This window comes from Micromonospora sp. WMMD1102, from assembly GCF_029626265.1.
Lineage (GTDB): Bacteria > Actinomycetota > Actinomycetes > Mycobacteriales > Micromonosporaceae > Plantactinospora.
Genome location: NZ_JARUBN010000001.1, coordinates 2,593,884 through 2,609,649 on the forward strand (window position 1 = coordinate 2,593,884; position 15,766 = coordinate 2,609,649).

The window sequence follows — 15,766 nt, forward strand, 5'->3', positions numbered from 1 at the left end:
CGCCACCTGTGCCGGGGCACCCGTCAGCGCGGCGCCGGCAGCGTGGTCGTCCAGAGTGAACGGCCGTCCTGGTCCCGCAGGTGCACGGTGAGCGCCCCGGACGGCCCGTCGATGGCCACCTCGCCGAAGTGCTGGTAGCCCTCGGCCGGCGACGTGTTCGCCCGCGGCGGGGCGTGCACGAAGACCGCCTGGGGCCCGAACGTGCCGTCCAGGGTGTTCGGCCCGAACGCACCGGCGTGCGCCGGGCCGGAGACGAACTCCCAGAACGGGGTGAAGTCGGCGACCGCCGCCCGGGCCGGGTCGTAGTGGTGCGCCGCCGGGTAGTGCACGTCGGCGGTGAGGAAGACGATGCCGCGTACCCCGGCCCGGTGCGTGCCGCGGAGGATCTCGGCGAACTCCAGCTCCCGGCCGGCCGGCGCGCCGCCGTCGCCCTGGGCGATCCCCTCCTGGGCGGTCGCGCCGTCCGGCACCACCAGCCCGATCGGCAGGTCGGCGGCGATCACCTTCCAGGTGGCCGTCGACCGCTTCAGCTCCCGGACCAGCCACTCCAGCTGTTCGGCGCCGAGCAGTCCGCGCCTCGGGTCGGCGTACGTGTTGCCGTCGTTGGGGTCCTTGTGGGTACGCATGTCCAGCACGAAGAGGTCCAGCAGCGGCCCGTACGGCAGCCGCCGGTAGAGCCGATCGTCCGACGGGGTCGGTACCCACTCGTGGAACGCCTGCCGGGCGCGGGCGGCGAGTACGTCGACCCGGCGCTCGGTGTACCGGGCGTCGTCCAGGTTCTCGCCGGGATACCAGTTGTTCGTCACCTCGTGGTCGTCCCACTGGTTGACCTGCGGCACCTCGGCGACGAAGGCCCGGAAGTGCTCGTCGAGCAGGTTGTAGGCGAACTGCCCCCGGTATTCGGCGAGCGTCTCGGCGACCTTGCTCTTCTCCGGCGTCACGATGTTTCGCCAGGTCCGCCCGTCCGGCAGCGCCACCGTCTCGGTCAGCGGGCCGTCGGCGTAGACGGTGTCGCCGCTGCACAGGTAGAAGTCGGGGCGGGTTTCGCGTATCGCCCGGAAGATGCCCATCCCGCCGAGGTCGGGGGCGATGCCCCAGCCCTGGCCGGCGATGTCACCGGTCCAGACGAACCGGATGTCGTCGCGTCGGTCGCCGCGCCCGGGGGCGGTGCGCAGGCTACCGCCTGCCCACCGCCCTTCGGTGACCAGCGGATCAACCGCACGCGAACGGCAGCCCCGCCGGAGCCGGCAGCCCCGCCGGAGCCGGAACCGGCAGCCGTGTTTCCGGTGCCGGCGGTCGGGTAGGGCAGTCCGGTCCTGCCGCCAGCCCTCCCGGCTGGAACCGTCGCCCGCCGCGGGCCGTGGCGGCAGTGCCCGGCGCACCCGTCCGGGCAGGATCCGGGGTAAGGAGGACCGTGGTGTCGAAGGAGTACCGCAAGGACCCGGAGGCCGTTTCCCGGCTGACCGAGCAGCAGTACCACGTCACGCAGGAGAGCGGGACGGAACCGCCGTTCCGGAACGCCTACTGGGACAGCAAGGAGCCGGGCATCTACGTCGACGTCGTCTCCGGCGAGCCGCTGTTCGCCTCGGTCGACAAGTACGACAGCGGCACCGGCTGGCCGAGCTTCACCGCCCCGATCGAGGCGGCGAACGTCGTCGAGATCGCCGACGCCAGCTACGGGATGGTCCGGACCGAGGTGCGGTCGGCGCACGGGGACAGCCACCTCGGGCATCTCTTCGACGACGGCCCACGGGACCGGGGCGGGAGGCGGTACTGCATGAACTCCGCGTCGCTGCGCTTCGTACCGCTGGCGGACCTGGAGCGCGAGGGCTACGGCGAGTACCGCCGGCTCTTCGACGGCGCCGACGGCTGACGGGCCAGGGCTGACCGGCCAGCTCGTGCACGATCGCGGCGGCGATCTGCGAGGCGGTCAGCTCCGCCGGGTCGAACGTCCGGGCGGCGGGAATGGTCGCCAGCAGTTCCCGGTAGTGGCGGTGCCGGGAACGGCCCCGCCGCCGACCGGGCCGCCGAGCCCGCGACCCGGCCGGCGGTCGCGGCGGGCGGGCGGGCGGATCAGGACACCCGACCGTAGAGCCGGGCGATGTCGGGGGAGTCGAGCCAGGCGTTGAAGGTCGGTCCCTGCGGCCAGCCTTCGGGAGAGTCCTGCCACTCCTCCCGCCGTCCGTAGGGCAGCACATCGGCCAGCGGAAACGTGAAGGTGAGCTGTTCGACGCCGCGACCGGTCGTGTGCCAGGTGCGGTAGACGGTCTCGCCGTCACGCAGGAAGACGTTGACCGCGAAGCCGCCGCCGGGCGGCGCGTCGACGTCTGCCCCGAACGGGCTGTCGGCGGTGGAGTACCACGTCATCGTGTTGCCGACGCGTTCGGCGTAGGCGAGGGCCGCCTCGATCGGGCCCTGGGTGACGATGACGAACCGTGCGTCGTAGTTGTCGAGGAAGTCCAGCCGGGTGTACGACGAGGTGAGACTGGTGCAGCCGCCGCACTGCCACTCGGCGTCCGGGTCCCACATGTGGTTGTAGACGATCAACTGCGACCTGCCCTCGAAGATCTCGACGAGCCGAACTGGTCCCTCGGCGCCGACCAGGGTGTATTCGGGCATCTTCACCATCGGGAGTCTTCGTCGCTCGGCGGCGATGGCGTCGAGTTCCCGGGTGGCCGCCTTCTCGCGTACGCGCAGCTCGTCGAGCGCCCTGCGCCAGCTGGGATGGTCCACGACGGGTGGCTTGGCCATGATCAGCTCCTTCGTTCGACTCCTTCCCAGGTACCCAGCGAAACCGCCGGGGTCACCCCCGACGGTGAACGCCCGCGGTGCGGGGTTCTCCCGCCGACCCGCCCGGGGCCGACCGCCCTAGCGTCCTCGGCCGGGCCCGCGGCGGGCCCGCCGGACGGCGAAGACGCCGAAGGCCAGCATGACCAGCAGGGTCGCCACCACCGCACCGACGAAGCGGCCGGTGATGTCGAGAGTCGAGTTCGCCGACCGTTCGCCGGACCCGGCACCGTCGGAGGCGACCGGAGCCGGGGTGCTGGTCGCGGGCGCCGGCTTGGGCTCCCGGTCCGGCAGCGGATAGCGCAGCAGTGCCGGATCGGTGGCCGACCCACCCTCCGCCTTCTCCGAGAGCGTCAGCAGCGCCGTACCGTCCGGGCTGTACGTGACCGTCTCGCCCTGTGGCTCGTCGGGCAGCGGCACCACCCGGGGGGTCCCCTCGGTGACGGAGCGGACCACGTCACCGCCGGTCACCTCGAACTCCAGGGCGTCGGCATAGGTGCGCAGCACCACCCGGCCGCCGTCCGGGCTGACCGCCCCGCCGGTGACGAGTTGCCGTCCGAAGAACGAGAACGGGTTGCTGGTGGTGCTGGTCGGCAGGGTGAACTGGCCGACCTTGCGCAGCGCTGTGGTCTGCCCGGCCCGCAGCGTCCGAGCCGGGACGTAGAGGCCGGGGATGCCCGGGTCCTTGGTGACGATGACCGGGGTGCCGTCGCCGGTCAGCAGCAGCGCCTCCGCGTCGTGCGGGCCGTCGGGATAGCTGACCCGGTGCAGCACCGGCGACCGGGCGCCCGGCGCGAGTTTCCAGAGCGCCACGGTCTCGCGTTCCCGGTCGTTGTCGCCGATGTCGCCGACCCAGATCGTGCCGTCCGGCGCCCGGATCAGGTCCTCGGTGTCCCGGGGCCGGGACGGATAGCGGACGGTACGGGTGACCGCGCAGTCCCGGTCCAGGAAGAAGATCCGTCGCCGGTCGTCCGCGTCCGAGCTGTCGTTGACCACGACGTAGCCGTCGCCGACGGCGGCCAGCCCGGAGACCTCGGGCAGCCGCTCGTCGTCGACCGTGCAGACCCGGGCGCCGGCGGCGGCGCCGGCCGCAGTGCGGGTGCCGGTCGTCAGTTGCCCGGCCGGCTGGCCGGCGGCGGGCCGGGCCGCCGCGCCGCCGAACGGCAGGGCCAGCACCGCCACCACCACCGGGGTCACCAGTCGCCGCATCCGGCAAGTGTGGCACGGGGTTTCACGTTTCCGGGCCGCCGTCCGGGTCGGGTCAGCCGATGGCGGGACACCCGTCAGGCGGCCCCCTGGGACATCGGATGCGCCCGCTCCACGGGTATCCCGGGGATCTGGTCGAGGCCGCTCGGGACCGCGCTGTCGGCCGGGACCGGGTTGTCGGCCGGGGGTGCGGTGTCGGCCGGGAGCGGGTTGTCGGCCGGGGGTGCGGTGTCGGCCGGGAGCGGGTTGTCGGCCGGGGGTGCGGTGTCGGCCGGGAGCGGGTTGTCGGCCGGGGGTGCGGTGTCGGCCGGGAGCGTGCTGTCGGGGCCGGTCTGCCGGACGAAGTCGACGGCCCGGCGTACGACCTCGGGGTCGGCGAGGATCCGGCCGTGCCCGAGCCCGCTGGTGCGGTACAGCCGGCCGGGCCAGGCGGCGGCCGTCGCGGCACCGTCGGCCGGGATCACCTCGCGGTCCCGGCGGTCGTGGATCACCAGCAGCGGCGGCAGTCCAGCGGAGCGGCGGGCCCGGGAGAGCAGGTCGTAGTCGGTGATCGAACGGCCGACCAGCGACTCCATCGCGGCGACCAGCCGCTCACCGACGACCGGCCCGATGCCGAGCCTGTGCTGGAACACCCGGATGTAGGGGAGTGGGTCGGCCAGCGGGGCGATCATCACCAGCCGGCCCACCGGCAGTCCGTCCAGCACGGCGACCCCGGTCGCGCTGGCGCCCAGCGAGTGGGCGATCACGGCGTGCGCCGGGCCGTGCGCCCGGACGACCGCCGCGAGCACGTCGGCGAACTCGGCGAGCGTCGCCCGGTGTGGGCCGAGCGCCCCCGGTCCGGAGCGGCCGTGGCTGAGCGCGTCCCAGCTGACCACCCGGTAGCCGGCCGCCACCAGCGTGGGGACGAATCCGTGCAGTTGGCCGGCGGAGCCGCCCCAGCCGTGCGCGAGATAGACGAGCGGGCCGCTGCCCCAGACCCGGCCGGTGACCGTACCGCCGTCGACCTCGAGCGAGAAGGCGGCCCCGTCGTGCGGGCCGGTGAAGGTGGTGGCGCCGCCGGTTCCGGGCGGCGGAGTCGCGCCGGGGACGGTGCGCCGGCGGGGCGGGGTGCACCAGAGCCGCAGCGCGAGCCGGCCTCCGACGTCCGGCGCCAGGTGTTCCAGGGTACGGAAGGCAGCCCGTAACCCGATGGTGACGACAGTCTGCTGAAACGAACGAACGATCGTGCTTTTTTTGCCTCGGGTAGATGGACTGGCCATGACGGCTCCTCGGTTTGGTGTCAGTCGGACTTCGGCCGGGCGGCGTCGAGCAGGGCCTCGAAGGCCAGCCGGGACCAGGTCTCGGTGCGCGGGTCGTGCAGCAGGCGGCGGGCGTGGAACGCGCCGAGCATGACGCTGTGCAGGTCGTGGGCGAACCGCTCGGGGTCGGCGCCCTCGTCGAACTGCCCCTCGGCGATCCCGGTGCGGAAGATCTGCGCGATCGCGTCGGCCAGGTCCCGGTGGTCGGCCACCAGCTGGTCCCGGACCGGGCCGGGCTGGTCGTCGAACTCCGTGGCGGCCGAGACGAAGAGGCAGGCGCCGGCCAGGCCGACGCTGCGCATCCAGTTGTCGAAGAGGGCCCGCATCCGGGCCTCGCCCCGGGGGGCGCGCAGCGCCGGGCGGACCACCTCGGCGGTGAAGATGTCCCGGGCGTAACCGAGCACCTGGAGGTGCAGCGTCTCCTTGGAGCGGAAGTGCGCGAAGAGGCCGCTCTTGGACATGTCGAGCCGGGCGGCGAGCGAACCGATGGTGAGGCCGCCCAGGCCGAGCCGGCTGGCGACCTCGGTCGCCTCGGCCAGCACCGCCTGGCGGGTGGCTTCACCCTTGCTCACCCGGTATTGATAGCACGATCGTTCGTATCCTGCCAAGGGCCGTCCCACCGGGGGCGCACGGCGGACCCGCCCGCCGAGCGGCACCGCACCGGCCACCGTGGACGGACGGGAGGTCCGGATTCCCGGGTACGGCGGCATAATGCGAGAGTGCGAGCTGACCCGGACGCGCGACGCACCCGACGTACGGCGGCAGGCGCGGCGCCGGGCCGACCGGCACCCCTCCCGGCCCGGCGTACGGCGTCGGTGCTGGCCGCGCTGCTGGCCGGCCTGATCGCCACGGCCGGCGGCCCGGCGGCGGCCAGCCCTCCACACCGGTACGCCGCCGCCCGCTGCGGCCCCGCCGTCACCGACCCGCTCGCCGCCGCGCCCTGGCCGCTGACCCGGCTCCGCCCCGATCTCGCCTGGCCGTTGAGCACCGGGGTCGGGATCAGGGTCGCCGTCGTCGACTCCGGTGTCTCCGCCGACCACCCCACCCTGGCCGGGAAGGTGCTGCCCGGCCGCGACCTGCTGTCCGACTCCGACGGCGACGGCCGGTGCGACGAGAACGGCCACGGCACCCTGATCGCCGGGATCATCGCCGGCCGGGAGGCGGTCAGCGCCGGCTTCCGCTTCTACGGCGTCGCACCGGGAGCCGAGATCGTGCCGGTACGCGTACTCCGCGACCAGCGCAGGTCCGAGGAGGCCGATCTCTCCGGCCGGATCGCCGAGGCGATCCGCTGGGCGGTCGACGAGGCGGGGGCCGACGTGGTGAACCTGTCGCTGACCACCCCGCCGACCCGGCAGTTGCAGTCGGCCGTCGCGCACGCCCTGGACCGCCGGGTCGTGGTGGTCGCCGCCGCGGGCAACGCCGGCGAGTCGAACGCGCAGGCGGGGCAGCCGACCTTTCCGGCGGCCTATCCGGGGGTGCTGGCGGTGGCCGGGGTGAACGCCGCGGACGCGCACGTGCAGACGTCGACAAGCGGCGACTTCGTCGACGTGGCGGCACCCGGCGAGCGGATCGCCGGCCCGGCGGTGGCCGGCGGAGGCTACCTGTTCACCGCCGAGGGCGGCACCAGCTTCGCCGCCGGGTACGTCTCCGGGCTGGCCGCGCTGATCCGGGCGTACGACCCGACGCTCTCGCCCGAGCAGGTCGCCGACCGGATCACCCAGACCGCCGACCACCCGGACGGGCTGTGGAACTCCCAGGTGGGGCACGGGGTCGTCAACCCGGTACGCGCGGTCGGCGCGCTGCGCCCGGCCGGCGCCGCCGAACCCGGCGCCGCGGTGAGCGTGCCGCGCCCGGCCGCCCGCCCCGGCCCGCTGGGCGCGGTGAGCGCCGTCTCGGGCGTGGTCGCCGTGATCGGCGTCGCGCTGGCGGCACTCCTGCTGGCCTCGGTACCCGTCGTCCGGCGTGGCCGCCGCCGGGGCTGGCGGACGGCCCGGAAGTGACAGCCGGTGCACTGTCGATCGTCTGAAGTCGACCGGCGAAGCCGAGCGGTGCCTGGGCACCTCCCGGTGTGCCCGAGCGGTGATAATGTCCCGGCATCGTCGACACGGAGGTTGAGGCGTGGCCAGTGGGTTCAGCCGGGTCACGGTGGTAGCTCCACGCAACCGCGTCGATCTCGCGCTACCCGCGGACGTACCCCTGGCCGACCTGTTGCCGACGGTGCTCAGCTGGGCGGGCGACGCCCTGGCCGACGATTCGGCGGCGCGCAACGGCTGGACGCTGTCCCGGCTCGGCGGTGCGGCGCTGGACAGCTCGCGCACCCCGGCCCAACTCGAGGTACGCGACGGCGAGCTGCTCTACCTGCGTCCCCGGGGCGAGGAGGCGCCGCTGCCGGTCTTCGACGACGTGGTGGACGCCGTCGCCACCGCCGCACAGCGACGTACCGGCCGGTGGAGCCCGGCCGCCACCCGGGCGCTCGGGCTGACCCTCGGGGTGGTGGCCCTGCTCGGCGGCGCGGTCGCGGTACTGCTGGCCGGGCCGCCGCAACTGCCCGGCGGCCTGGTCGGACTCGGCCTCGCCGCCGCCCTGCTGCTCGGCGCGGTGGTGCTGGCCCGGGCCGTGGGCGATCCACAGAGCGCCACCGTCCTCGCCCTGGTGGCGCTCTGCCACGCGGCGGTCGGCGGGCTGCTGGTGCTCGCCGGTGACCGGACCGTCGGCCAGCTCGCCCCGCCGCACGTGCTGGTCGCCGCGACCGCTGTGGTGCTGGTGGCGGCGGCCGCCGCGATCGGCGTCGGCGACGCCGGGCCGGTCTTCCTGTGCGGTGCTGCCGGTGCGGTGGCGCTGCTGGTGGCCGCCGCGATCCGGGTGCTCTTCGGGGTGGGCACCCCGGCGGCGGCGGCGATCACCGTCACCCTGGCCTTCGCCACGCTCCCGCTGCTGCCGATGTTCGCCTACCGGCTCGGCCGGCTGCCGGTCTCGCCGGTGCCGACCGACCCGGAGCAGCTGCGCCAGGACGTCCACACGGTCGACGGCCACGAGACGTTCGCCCGGGCCGACCGGGCCGACGCCTTCCTGGCCAGCCTGCTCAGCGCGCTGTCGCTGATCGGTGCGGTGGCCGCCGTCGCGGTGGCCGCCGACGGGATCGCCGGACTGGCGCTCTGCGCCGTGCTGGGACTGACGATGATGGCCCGGGCCCGCTGGTTCCTCGGCCGGGCGCAGCGGCTGCCGCTGCTCGGCGCGGGAGCCGTGGCCCTGACCGCCGCCGTGGTCGCCGCCTACGACGACCTGGGACTGGTGTGGCGGCTGACGCTGCTGCTCGGGGTACTGCTGCTGGTCGCCGCGATCAGTGTCGGCTTCGCGCTGGCCGCCGGGCGCCGGCCGGGTTCGCCGATCTGGGGACGCACTCTCGACATCGTCGAGGTTCTGCTCGTCCTCGCCGTATTCCCGCTGGCGGTGTGGGTCAGCGGGCTGCTCGACTGGATCCGCGCGATCCGAGGCTGATCCCCGCCGCCTCACAGCCCACTTCGGGTCGGGTGCTCGGGGGCCCGCCGCGCCTGCCCGTCAGCCGAAGAGTTGGCGTTCGAACCGGGTCGGGGTGAGCCAGGCATAGCGGGCGGCGCCGCCGCCGAAGGCGGCGACCATCTCGTTGCCCATCGTGGTCAGCGCCGACCAGACCGTCCGGGGCAGCGCGAGTGCCGAACCGACAAGCGCCGCCTCCGGCTGGGTCAGCCGCTGCGCCAGCACCACGTCGGCGCCGGCCAGCGCGGGTACGCCGGCCGGGGTCAACCGGGGCAGCACGGTCAACTGGGTCTCCCAGGCCCGGGTCGGCGGCCGGCGTTCCGGGCCGTGCACGCCGACGTCGCGCAGCCGCAGCAGTGGCCGGGTCGGATCGGCCGGCTCGTCACCGCCCGGGTACGCCGACCGCCACACCCGATCCCCGGCACCTCCGGCGGTCCGGTCCAGGGCGAGCCAGTGCGCCAGCGTGGCGATGGTGCCGGCCGCCGCCGGGACGACCGCGTCCACGGCGTCCACCGCGACCCGGGCACCGTGACCGAGACAGCGGAAGACCAGCAGCTGTGCGGTCCACCAGTCGCCGACGAACGCCACGGTCAGCGGCTCGGGCCGGAACAGCCGCACCAGCACCGGCTGGTTGGCGGCGTCCCGGCCGAGCAGCACGCCGACGGCGTCGACGTCGAGGCTGAGCCGGCCGAGCAGGTCGCCGCCGAGCCGGCGTTCCGGGGCGACGGTCTTCGGGTCACCTGTCGACATCGCGGGCCCCCGTCCCGACGGACCCGGCCGGGGGCGTGGACGTGACGTCGCGGGTGGCGGTCACCGGGTCACCAGGCCCAGGGTGGCGCCGGTGGGCGCCGTCGCATACAGCCCGGTGCCGTGTTCGCCGTTGAGCCGGACCAGCCGGACACCGGCGCCGGCCGCGCTGGCCAGCAGTTGGCGTACGCACTCCTCGACCGTCTCCGGGGCACAGGCGACCCGGACCAGGGTCCGGGCGCCGGTCCTGCGCTCCGGCCCGGTGGAGCCGTCCCGCCGGCCGAACACCACCGCCACGCTCACGTCGAGCGCGGACGGCACCTGGGTGAGGGCCCGGATCGGGTCCACGGCGGGCCTCGCCGGCCAGGCCCGTACCGCGAAGCAGACCTGCACCCGCCAACCGCCCTGCCAGCGGGACCACCGCTCCGCGCCGGGACCGGGCGCCCCGGTCCCCTCGACACCGCAGGAGTACGCCACCGCCTGCCGCAGGCCGTCCCCGTCCAGCACGGCGTGTTCGACGCCGAGGCTGGCCAGTCCGGTGCCGACCCGGGTGATCGCCGCGACGAGTGCCCGGTGTACGCCGGCCAGCCCGCCGCCCCGGTCCGCCGCCACCGTCGCCGCGTCCCGGGCCGAGACCCGGGCGGCGATCCAGACGTCGTGGTGCACCGGGACCGCCAGCAGCCGGCAGAGTTCCAGGTAGGACTGGCTGGCGGCGGAGCGCGGGTCGACGGCGGCGGTCGGCAGCGACGAGTGCCGCAGCACGAGCTGCACCGTGCTGGCCGGCAGTGCCGGGTCGGCTGCCAGGGTGGCGAGCCAGTCCAGTCGCAACGCCGTCCGGGACTCCCCGGTCAGCCCGTCGGGATGCCGGATCGCGATCGCCGCGAACCAGCCGAGCGCGTCCTGGCCGATTCCGATCGTGCCGGAACGGTCGTTGACCGTACTGGTGACCGGGGTCGGCGAGAGCACCACCAGCAGCGAATCCCCGGTGCCGGTCCGGCGCAGCGCGCGTACGCCCGCGCGGCGGCGTCGGGTCAGCCGCAGCCGCGCGCCGAGGACCTCGTACCACCAGCGGCCGCCCGCCCGGCCGAAGGTGCCGAGCAGCAGCACCCCGGTGGCGGCACCGGCCAGCGCGCCCGGCACCGGGGGCAGCGCGTAGGCGGCGGCGCCGGTGGCGAAGAGCGCCAGCTCGACGGCGACGAGTTGGACCGTGCCGAACCGGCCGGTGGATCGACCGACAGCCATCAACTCCGGCATGGCACACACCCTACGTGCCGACGCTAAGATGTCGCATCGACGCGAAGGCGGGGTGGGGATGCGCAGCCGTCGGGAACAGGTGCAGGCCTACCGGTTCCTCATCCGGCGGATCGTCTCCGCGCTGCTGGCCGGCGAGCCCGAGACCAACGAGCTGCCGATGCGGCGGTACGCCCTGGCGATGCTCGGTGGCCTGCTGGTCGCGGTGCTGCTCTTCGCCGGCTTCGGCGTCTACGGGCTGCTCCGGCCGGGCGGCCGGCAGCCGGTGGAGAACGCCATCATCGTGGAGCGGAACACCGGCGCGAAGTTCGTCTACACGCAGGGCCGGCTGCATCCGGTGCTCAACTGGACGTCGGCGCTGCTCATCCTCGGCCAGCCAGAGCCGGCGGTGCGGACCATGGCGGAGTCCTCGCTGCGGGCGGTGCCGCGCGGGCTGCCGATCGGGATCCCCGGCGCGCCCGACTCGCTGCCGACCCGGTCGGCGCTGCTGGGCCTGCCGATCAGCGTGTGCAGCGCACCCCGTTCGCTGACCTCGGTCGCCCGGGCCACCCATGTGCTGTTCGGCCGGGCACCGTCCGGGGGTACGCCGGTGGGTCGGCAGGGCCTGCTGGTCGATGTGGACGGTGGCGACCGCTACCTGCTCTGGAACGAGCACCGGCTGCGGATCCGGGGCAACGCCGTGCTCGCCGCCCTCGGCTGGGCCGGGATCCCGCCGGTCGCGGTCGGCGAGGCGTTCCTCAACTCCGTCCCCCCGGGGCCGGATCTCGTGGCGCTCGTCCTGCCCGGCGCCGGCACGCCGGCCGAGCCGACGATCGGCGGGCAGCCGACCCGGATCGGGCAGTTGTTCCGGGCCGCCGGCAGGTCGTACGTGATGCTTCCCGACGGTCTCGCCCCGGTCGGCGCGGTCACCGCCCGGTTGATGGAGGCGGCCGGCCGTGCGGTCAACGAGATCTCCGCCCAGCAGGCCGGCGGGCTGATCGTGAACCGGGTGGCGGAGCCGCCGGGCTTCCCCGACGCGGTGCCGGAGGTGCGGGGGGCGCAGACCCCGGCACCGATGGTCTGCGCGAGCTACCGGGACGACGTCGGCGCGGCGGAGCATCCGGTCACCGTCGAGACCTTCGGCGCGGTGCCCGCCGAGGTCCCGCCGATCGACGGGCCGCCGGCCGCGACGGGGGCGGGGCCGGACGGGGTACGCCCGGCGGACCGGGTGGCACTGCCCGGCGGGCACGCCGCCCTGGTGCGGGCCGCCAACCCGATCGGGGCGAACGCCGCCGGCAACGTCTATCTCGTCACCGACCAGGGAGTGAAGTTCCCGCTGGCCCGGCCCGAGCTGGAGAAGGTGCAGACCTCGCTCGGCTACGCGGGTGTCCAGCCGGTGCAGGTGCCGGCGAGCATCCTGGCGCTGGTGCCGACCGGGGTGCCGCTCGACCCGCAGGCCGCACTACGGCTCTCGCCGCTGCCGACGCTCGCCCCGACCGGCCCGGCCGGGGGCGGCGGCCGGGCGCCGGAGCCGGGTCCCGGGCCCACCTGACCCGGAGGACCGGGTGTACGGCGAGCGCCCGGCTACGCCCCCGTCCGGCGGGGCGGTGGCGTCCTGCGGAGCAGCCGGTCGCATTCGGCCACCTCGGGCGGGGCGAGTTCCGCCGCCGCCCGCTCGTACGCCGCGCGGGCCCGCCGCTGGGTGTCCTGGATCACCCGGGTGACCACCTCGCCGAGCTTGTCGGGCGGGTACTGCCGCAGTGCCCCGCCGCGCAGCCGGATCTCGGTGACAGTGCCGGCGCCGGAAACCCGGACGCTGACCCGGCCGTCCCGGCTGTGTCCCTCGACAGGCGTCTCCGCCAGCCGGTCCAGCTCACCGTCCATCGTCGCCAGGGCGGCGAGTGCCCGTCGGGCCAGTTCCTCGTAGCCCGCCTCGTCGTGCGGCGAGTAGACCAGCGGCACGTCGTCGCCCGGGTCTTCGTGTCGGGTCATCACCCCTCCCCTCCCAACACTCCACCGCCGGCCTGCGGCCCGTCGGCGGGCTCGGCTCCGGTCCGGCGCCAGGCGTCCGCGCCGGTACGCCCCCGCGCCGGTTCCGCGCCGGTACGCCCCCGCGCCGGTTCCGCGCCGGGCGGCAGTACCTCGGCGGTGACGTCGGCGAGCGCGGCGCCGAGCCGCTGCTGGGCGGCGGAGACCGCGGCCAGCACCGCCTGCTCGACCACCGCGGGGTCGTGCCGGGTGATCGTCCTGACGAATCTCACCTCGACCACGACGCCCTCGCCGTCCACCACAGCGGTGACCAGGCGGGCCGGGTCGGTGCCCTGGTAGGTGCCGGCCAGCAGCTGCTGCCAGCGCGCCTCGGTCCGGGCGATCGACGCCTCCAGCACGGCCAGCTCGGCCGGGACGCCGTCCGGGGTGTCGCCGGTCCGGCCCGGTGGATCCTCCGTCGGCATCGCCACCTCCGCAGCATCGTGCCTGTTCCGACTGATCCGTCGGCGTCCACGCCCCGACCTCCGCCGATACCACGATCCCGTCCGCATGCCTCGGTGGGCCGTGGGCACAGATGCCGGAAAGACGCGTTGGGACACTGTCCGCCAGGCACTATATTTTACGGAGAACCATCTCGATGTTCCTCCGTGCCAGCGAGCAGTCACAGACCGGGAGGACGGCGTTGAGCGTTCCAGACGGTTTCTCCGCCACGGGCGCGCCAGACGGGCTCGTCGCCGCTGGCGCACCGGAGTTCCAGGCACAGCTACCGGAGATGCGGGCGGCCGCCAACCGGATCGCCGGGCTGGCCGAGGATTACCGCAACTCCTTCTCGCCGATCACCGGCGCGGTCGAGGGCACCGTGGCCGGTAACGCCGGGCTGCCCAGCTTCGCCACTGTGGCGCAGTTCTTCACGGTCGCCGTCTCGGCGGCGGTCCGGACCGTCGCCGAGGAGCTGGACACCCAGGCCGTGCAGGTCCGGCAGGCGGCGCAGCACTTCGAGGAGGTCGACCTGCAACAGCGGGAGCGGGTCGCGACCCTGCGCTTCGACGACCGGATGCCGCCGGGGACGGGGAGGGCCTGATGGGCACCGTCAGCTTCATGGGCCTGAAACTCTCCGATCCCGGGGTGGCCCAGGCACTGCTCGGCCCGGTCGTCCAGGCCTTCGTCCAGAACATGACCAACACCAGGACCGACTTCGGCACCGCCGCCACGCTGCCGAACCTCGTCGGTGCGACCGGCACCGCGCAGCAGGACCGTCGGACCGTCGCGCTGAACGCGTTGCAGCAGGTCAGCGGCACGGTCGCGCAGGCGATGACGACCACCAGCACCGGCAGCGCCCAGTTGCAGGCCAGCAAGGCCCGGCTCGACGCGATCGTCGCCAGCGCCACGGCCGGCGGCTACCAGGTGTTGCCGACCGGGCAGGTGACGCCGAGCGCCGCCCAGCGGGCATACTGCAAGGCGACCTGGTCACACGGCGGCGCCGCCAGATGGGCGATGTACGAGATGCGCGCCGCGCAGTACACGGCGCAGATCGCCGCCACCACGACCCAGGCTTCCGCCCTGGACGCCCAGCTCACGTCGGCGTTGGTCAAGCTCGCCACCGACTATCTCAGCAGCCTGTTCCAGCAGGGGACCGGCGCCGGCACCACCTCGCTGCCGACCGTTCCGGCCGTGCCCCCGCCGCCACCGCTTCCGACGCCGGACCTTTCTGTGCCGGGCGGCGCGTTCCCGGGCGGTCCGGTTCCGGCGCCACTGCCGGTGGGCAGCAGCGGGGCGGGTCTCGGCGCCGACGTCGAACTGCCGGGCGGGACCGCCCTGGCCGGGGCGGGCGGTGCCGGTGGCCCGATCGGCGGTGCCGGCGCCCTCAGCGGGGCCGGGGCGGCCGGGCTGGCGCTGGGCGGCGCCTCGGCCGGGAACCCGGCCGTCGCGATGCAGGGCGGCGTCGCCGGGGTCGGCATGACCGGGGTCGGTGCCGCCGGTGCGGCCGGAGCCGGCCGGGCGGCAGCCGGCACGTCGATGATGGGCGTCGGCGGCTTCGCCGGGCACGGTGGTGCGGCGGGCGACTCCGGTGAGCGCGAGGCGGCGAGCTGGCTGGTCGAGGAGGGCGACCCGTGGGCCTCCGGTGACGCCCCGGACGGTGTGCTCGGTTGACCGCCGCCCGGCGCGGAGCCGGAACGGACGGATCGCGACGGTAGCCGGGAGGGAAGTCCTCCCGGCTACCTCAGCATGCGGCAGCGACCGGACCGCTCATCGACCGCTCTGGCCCATCATCGACGCCGCCCGCCGGTCGGCCTCCTTGAGCGACTCGCTCGCGTCCGCGACGACCGTACCGGCCTTCAGCACCACCTGGTGGAACTCGTTCCAGAGCTGCTCCATCTGGGCCTTCCAGACCTCGAACTCGGCCCGGGCGTCGCTGTCCCACGGGATCCTGGCGATGTCGGCGACGAAGTTCTTGGTGGTGACCTCGATGTTGGTGCCGTGCTTCTTGAGCTTCATGGCCGCGGCCTCTGCCTCACCGTGGACCATCCGGATCTGGTTGCTCATGGGTTCCTCCGTGTGCACGGTTGGGGTGGTCCGCACGGGCGCTCCCGAGACGGCTTCCGACCCACCTGCCGGTCCGACCGGACGACCGGCCTAGGTGATGTTGTAGACGTTGATCGTGTTGACCGAGGACGACATCGTCTCGCTCACGTCGGTGAAGGTGCGGTTCACGTCCTCCAAGCCGACCCGCATCTCGTCCATCTTGGCCTGTAGGCGGCGGGCCCCGTCGACCATCTCGGCGGCCACGGCGTAGAACTTGTTCGCCGCCTCGCCCTCCCAGCCCCGCGACCTGAGCTGGTGCACCGCCAGTTCGATGTTCTTGACCTGGAAGTTGATCGCGCCACGGGCGCTGTCGACGAGCTGTGCGGCCTGCTGGGCGTTACCCTCTTCGTGGGCGAATGTCTGTGCCACGCTTCCCTCCGGGAACTAGGCAGCGGCGGGACGCCAGACTC

At 74.5% G+C, this 15,766-nt stretch carries 16 protein-coding genes and 1 pseudogene; 6 read left to right on the top strand and 11 right to left on the bottom strand.

The annotated features are described in order from the left end of the window. Window positions 1–23: 23 nt before the first annotated feature. A pseudogene (locus O7626_RS11465) lies at window positions 24–1,181 on the bottom strand (alkaline phosphatase D family protein); the annotation flags it as partial. A gap of 236 nt (window positions 1,182–1,417) precedes the next feature. Here O7626_RS11465 and msrB point away from each other — a divergent pair. Beyond that, window positions 1,418–1,873 (top strand): peptide-methionine (R)-S-oxide reductase MsrB, encoded by a 456-nt coding sequence (gene msrB, locus O7626_RS11470; protein ID WP_347404776.1) that lies wholly within the window; start codon window positions 1,418–1,420, stop codon window positions 1,871–1,873. Between the two features lie 200 nt (window positions 1,874–2,073). Here msrB and O7626_RS11475 read toward each other — a convergent pair whose 3' ends face one another. The 4 genes from O7626_RS11475 to O7626_RS11490 form a co-directional block, all read right to left on the bottom strand. Further along, entirely contained in the window at window positions 2,074–2,751 is a 678-nt protein-coding gene (locus O7626_RS11475; protein WP_278061143.1) for a DUF899 family protein, read from the bottom strand. Window positions 2,752–2,868: 117 nt separating this feature from the next. Further along, entirely contained in the window at window positions 2,869–3,996 is a 1,128-nt protein-coding gene (locus O7626_RS11480) for a hypothetical protein (RefSeq protein WP_278061144.1), read from the bottom strand. 74 nt (window positions 3,997–4,070) lie between these two features. Beyond that, a complete protein-coding gene (locus O7626_RS11485; RefSeq protein WP_278061145.1) occupies window positions 4,071–5,252 on the bottom strand; it encodes an alpha/beta fold hydrolase in 1,182 nt (393 codons plus the stop codon). Between the two features lie 20 nt (window positions 5,253–5,272). After that, entirely contained in the window at window positions 5,273–5,863 is a 591-nt protein-coding gene (locus tag O7626_RS11490) for a TetR/AcrR family transcriptional regulator (RefSeq protein ID WP_278061146.1), read from the bottom strand. Window positions 5,864–6,010: 147 nt separating this feature from the next. On the opposite strand from O7626_RS11490, the gene mycP reads away from it, so the two are divergent. Together mycP and eccD are read left to right on the top strand one after the other, a co-directional pair. Further along, complete coding sequence (mycP, locus tag O7626_RS11495) at window positions 6,011–7,291, top strand: type VII secretion-associated serine protease mycosin (protein ID WP_278061147.1); 1,281 nt, start codon at window positions 6,011–6,013, stop codon at window positions 7,289–7,291. A gap of 118 nt (window positions 7,292–7,409) precedes the next feature. After that, window positions 7,410–8,789 (top strand): type VII secretion integral membrane protein EccD, encoded by a 1,380-nt coding sequence (gene eccD / locus O7626_RS11500; RefSeq protein WP_278061148.1) that lies wholly within the window; start codon window positions 7,410–7,412, stop codon window positions 8,787–8,789. A gap of 60 nt (window positions 8,790–8,849) precedes the next feature. On the opposite strand, the gene O7626_RS11505 is transcribed toward eccD, so the two are convergent. Beyond that, window positions 8,850–9,557 (bottom strand): hypothetical protein, encoded by a 708-nt coding sequence (locus tag O7626_RS11505; RefSeq protein ID WP_278061149.1) that lies wholly within the window; start codon window positions 9,555–9,557, stop codon window positions 8,850–8,852. Between the two features lie 60 nt (window positions 9,558–9,617). Beyond that, window positions 9,618–10,808 (bottom strand): type VII secretion protein EccE, encoded by a 1,191-nt coding sequence (locus tag O7626_RS11510; protein ID WP_278061150.1) that lies wholly within the window; start codon window positions 10,806–10,808, stop codon window positions 9,618–9,620. Window positions 10,809–10,866: 58 nt separating this feature from the next. Between O7626_RS11510 and eccB the strand changes: the two genes are divergently transcribed. Further along, window positions 10,867–12,336 carry a type VII secretion protein EccB gene (gene eccB / locus O7626_RS11515; RefSeq protein WP_278061151.1) on the top strand — a complete coding sequence of 490 codons (1,470 nt, stop codon included), beginning with the start codon at window positions 10,867–10,869 and terminating at the stop codon, window positions 12,334–12,336. Between the two features lie 32 nt (window positions 12,337–12,368). Here the strand turns inward: eccB and O7626_RS11520 are convergent, their stop codons facing one another. Next, window positions 12,369–12,776, bottom strand: a complete 408-nt coding sequence (locus O7626_RS11520) for a YbaB/EbfC family nucleoid-associated protein (RefSeq protein WP_278061152.1) — start codon at window positions 12,774–12,776, stop codon at window positions 12,369–12,371. Continuing rightward, the gene (locus O7626_RS11525) at window positions 12,776–13,237 is read right to left on the bottom strand and encodes a YbaB/EbfC family nucleoid-associated protein (RefSeq protein ID WP_278066131.1); all 462 of its coding nucleotides are present in this window, start codon (window positions 13,235–13,237) and stop codon (window positions 12,776–12,778) included. The genes O7626_RS11520 and O7626_RS11525 overlap by 1 nt, the downstream gene beginning before the upstream one ends. 218 nt (window positions 13,238–13,455) lie before the next feature. On the opposite strand from O7626_RS11525, the gene O7626_RS11530 reads away from it, so the two are divergent. Further along, window positions 13,456–13,854, top strand: coding sequence for a hypothetical protein (locus O7626_RS11530; RefSeq protein WP_278061153.1), 399 nt, complete (start codon window positions 13,456–13,458; stop codon window positions 13,852–13,854). After that, window positions 13,854–14,924 (top strand): hypothetical protein, encoded by a 1,071-nt coding sequence (locus O7626_RS11535; RefSeq protein WP_278061154.1) that lies wholly within the window; start codon window positions 13,854–13,856, stop codon window positions 14,922–14,924. Before O7626_RS11530 ends, O7626_RS11535 begins: the two co-directional genes overlap by 1 nt. Window positions 14,925–15,020: 96 nt before the next feature. Here the strand turns inward: O7626_RS11535 and O7626_RS11540 are convergent, their stop codons facing one another. After that, the gene (locus O7626_RS11540; RefSeq protein ID WP_278061155.1) at window positions 15,021–15,317 is read right to left on the bottom strand and encodes a hypothetical protein; all 297 of its coding nucleotides are present in this window, start codon (window positions 15,315–15,317) and stop codon (window positions 15,021–15,023) included. 90 nt (window positions 15,318–15,407) lie between these two features. Beyond that, complete coding sequence (locus O7626_RS11545) at window positions 15,408–15,725, bottom strand: WXG100 family type VII secretion target (RefSeq protein WP_278061156.1); 318 nt, start codon at window positions 15,723–15,725, stop codon at window positions 15,408–15,410. Window positions 15,726–15,766 lie beyond the last annotated feature (41 nt).

Excerpts from the sequence above, each read along its gene's own strand:
- O7626_RS11535 (WP_278061154.1), top strand. The coding sequence starts at position 13,854 with ATGGGCACCGTCAGCTTCATGGGCCTGAAACTCTCCGATCCCGGGGTG.
- O7626_RS11525 (WP_278066131.1), bottom strand. The coding sequence starts at position 13,237 with ATGCCGACGGAGGATCCACCGGGCCGGACCGGCGACACCCCGGACGGC.
- O7626_RS11505 (WP_278061149.1), bottom strand. The coding sequence starts at position 9,557 with ATGTCGACAGGTGACCCGAAGACCGTCGCCCCGGAACGCCGGCTCGGC.
- O7626_RS11510 (WP_278061150.1), bottom strand. The coding sequence starts at position 10,808 with ATGCCGGAGTTGATGGCTGTCGGTCGATCCACCGGCCGGTTCGGCACG.
- O7626_RS11540 (WP_278061155.1), bottom strand. The coding sequence starts at position 15,317 with ATGAGCAACCAGATCCGGATGGTCCACGGTGAGGCAGAGGCCGCGGCC.
- O7626_RS11520 (WP_278061152.1), bottom strand. The coding sequence starts at position 12,776 with ATGACCCGACACGAAGACCCGGGCGACGACGTGCCGCTGGTCTACTCG.
- eccB (WP_278061151.1), top strand. The coding sequence starts at position 10,867 with ATGCGCAGCCGTCGGGAACAGGTGCAGGCCTACCGGTTCCTCATCCGG.
- O7626_RS11475 (WP_278061143.1), bottom strand. The coding sequence starts at position 2,751 with ATGGCCAAGCCACCCGTCGTGGACCATCCCAGCTGGCGCAGGGCGCTC.
- O7626_RS11485 (WP_278061145.1), bottom strand. The coding sequence starts at position 5,252 with ATGGCCAGTCCATCTACCCGAGGCAAAAAAAGCACGATCGTTCGTTCG.
- O7626_RS11480 (WP_278061144.1), bottom strand. The coding sequence starts at position 3,996 with ATGCGGCGACTGGTGACCCCGGTGGTGGTGGCGGTGCTGGCCCTGCCG.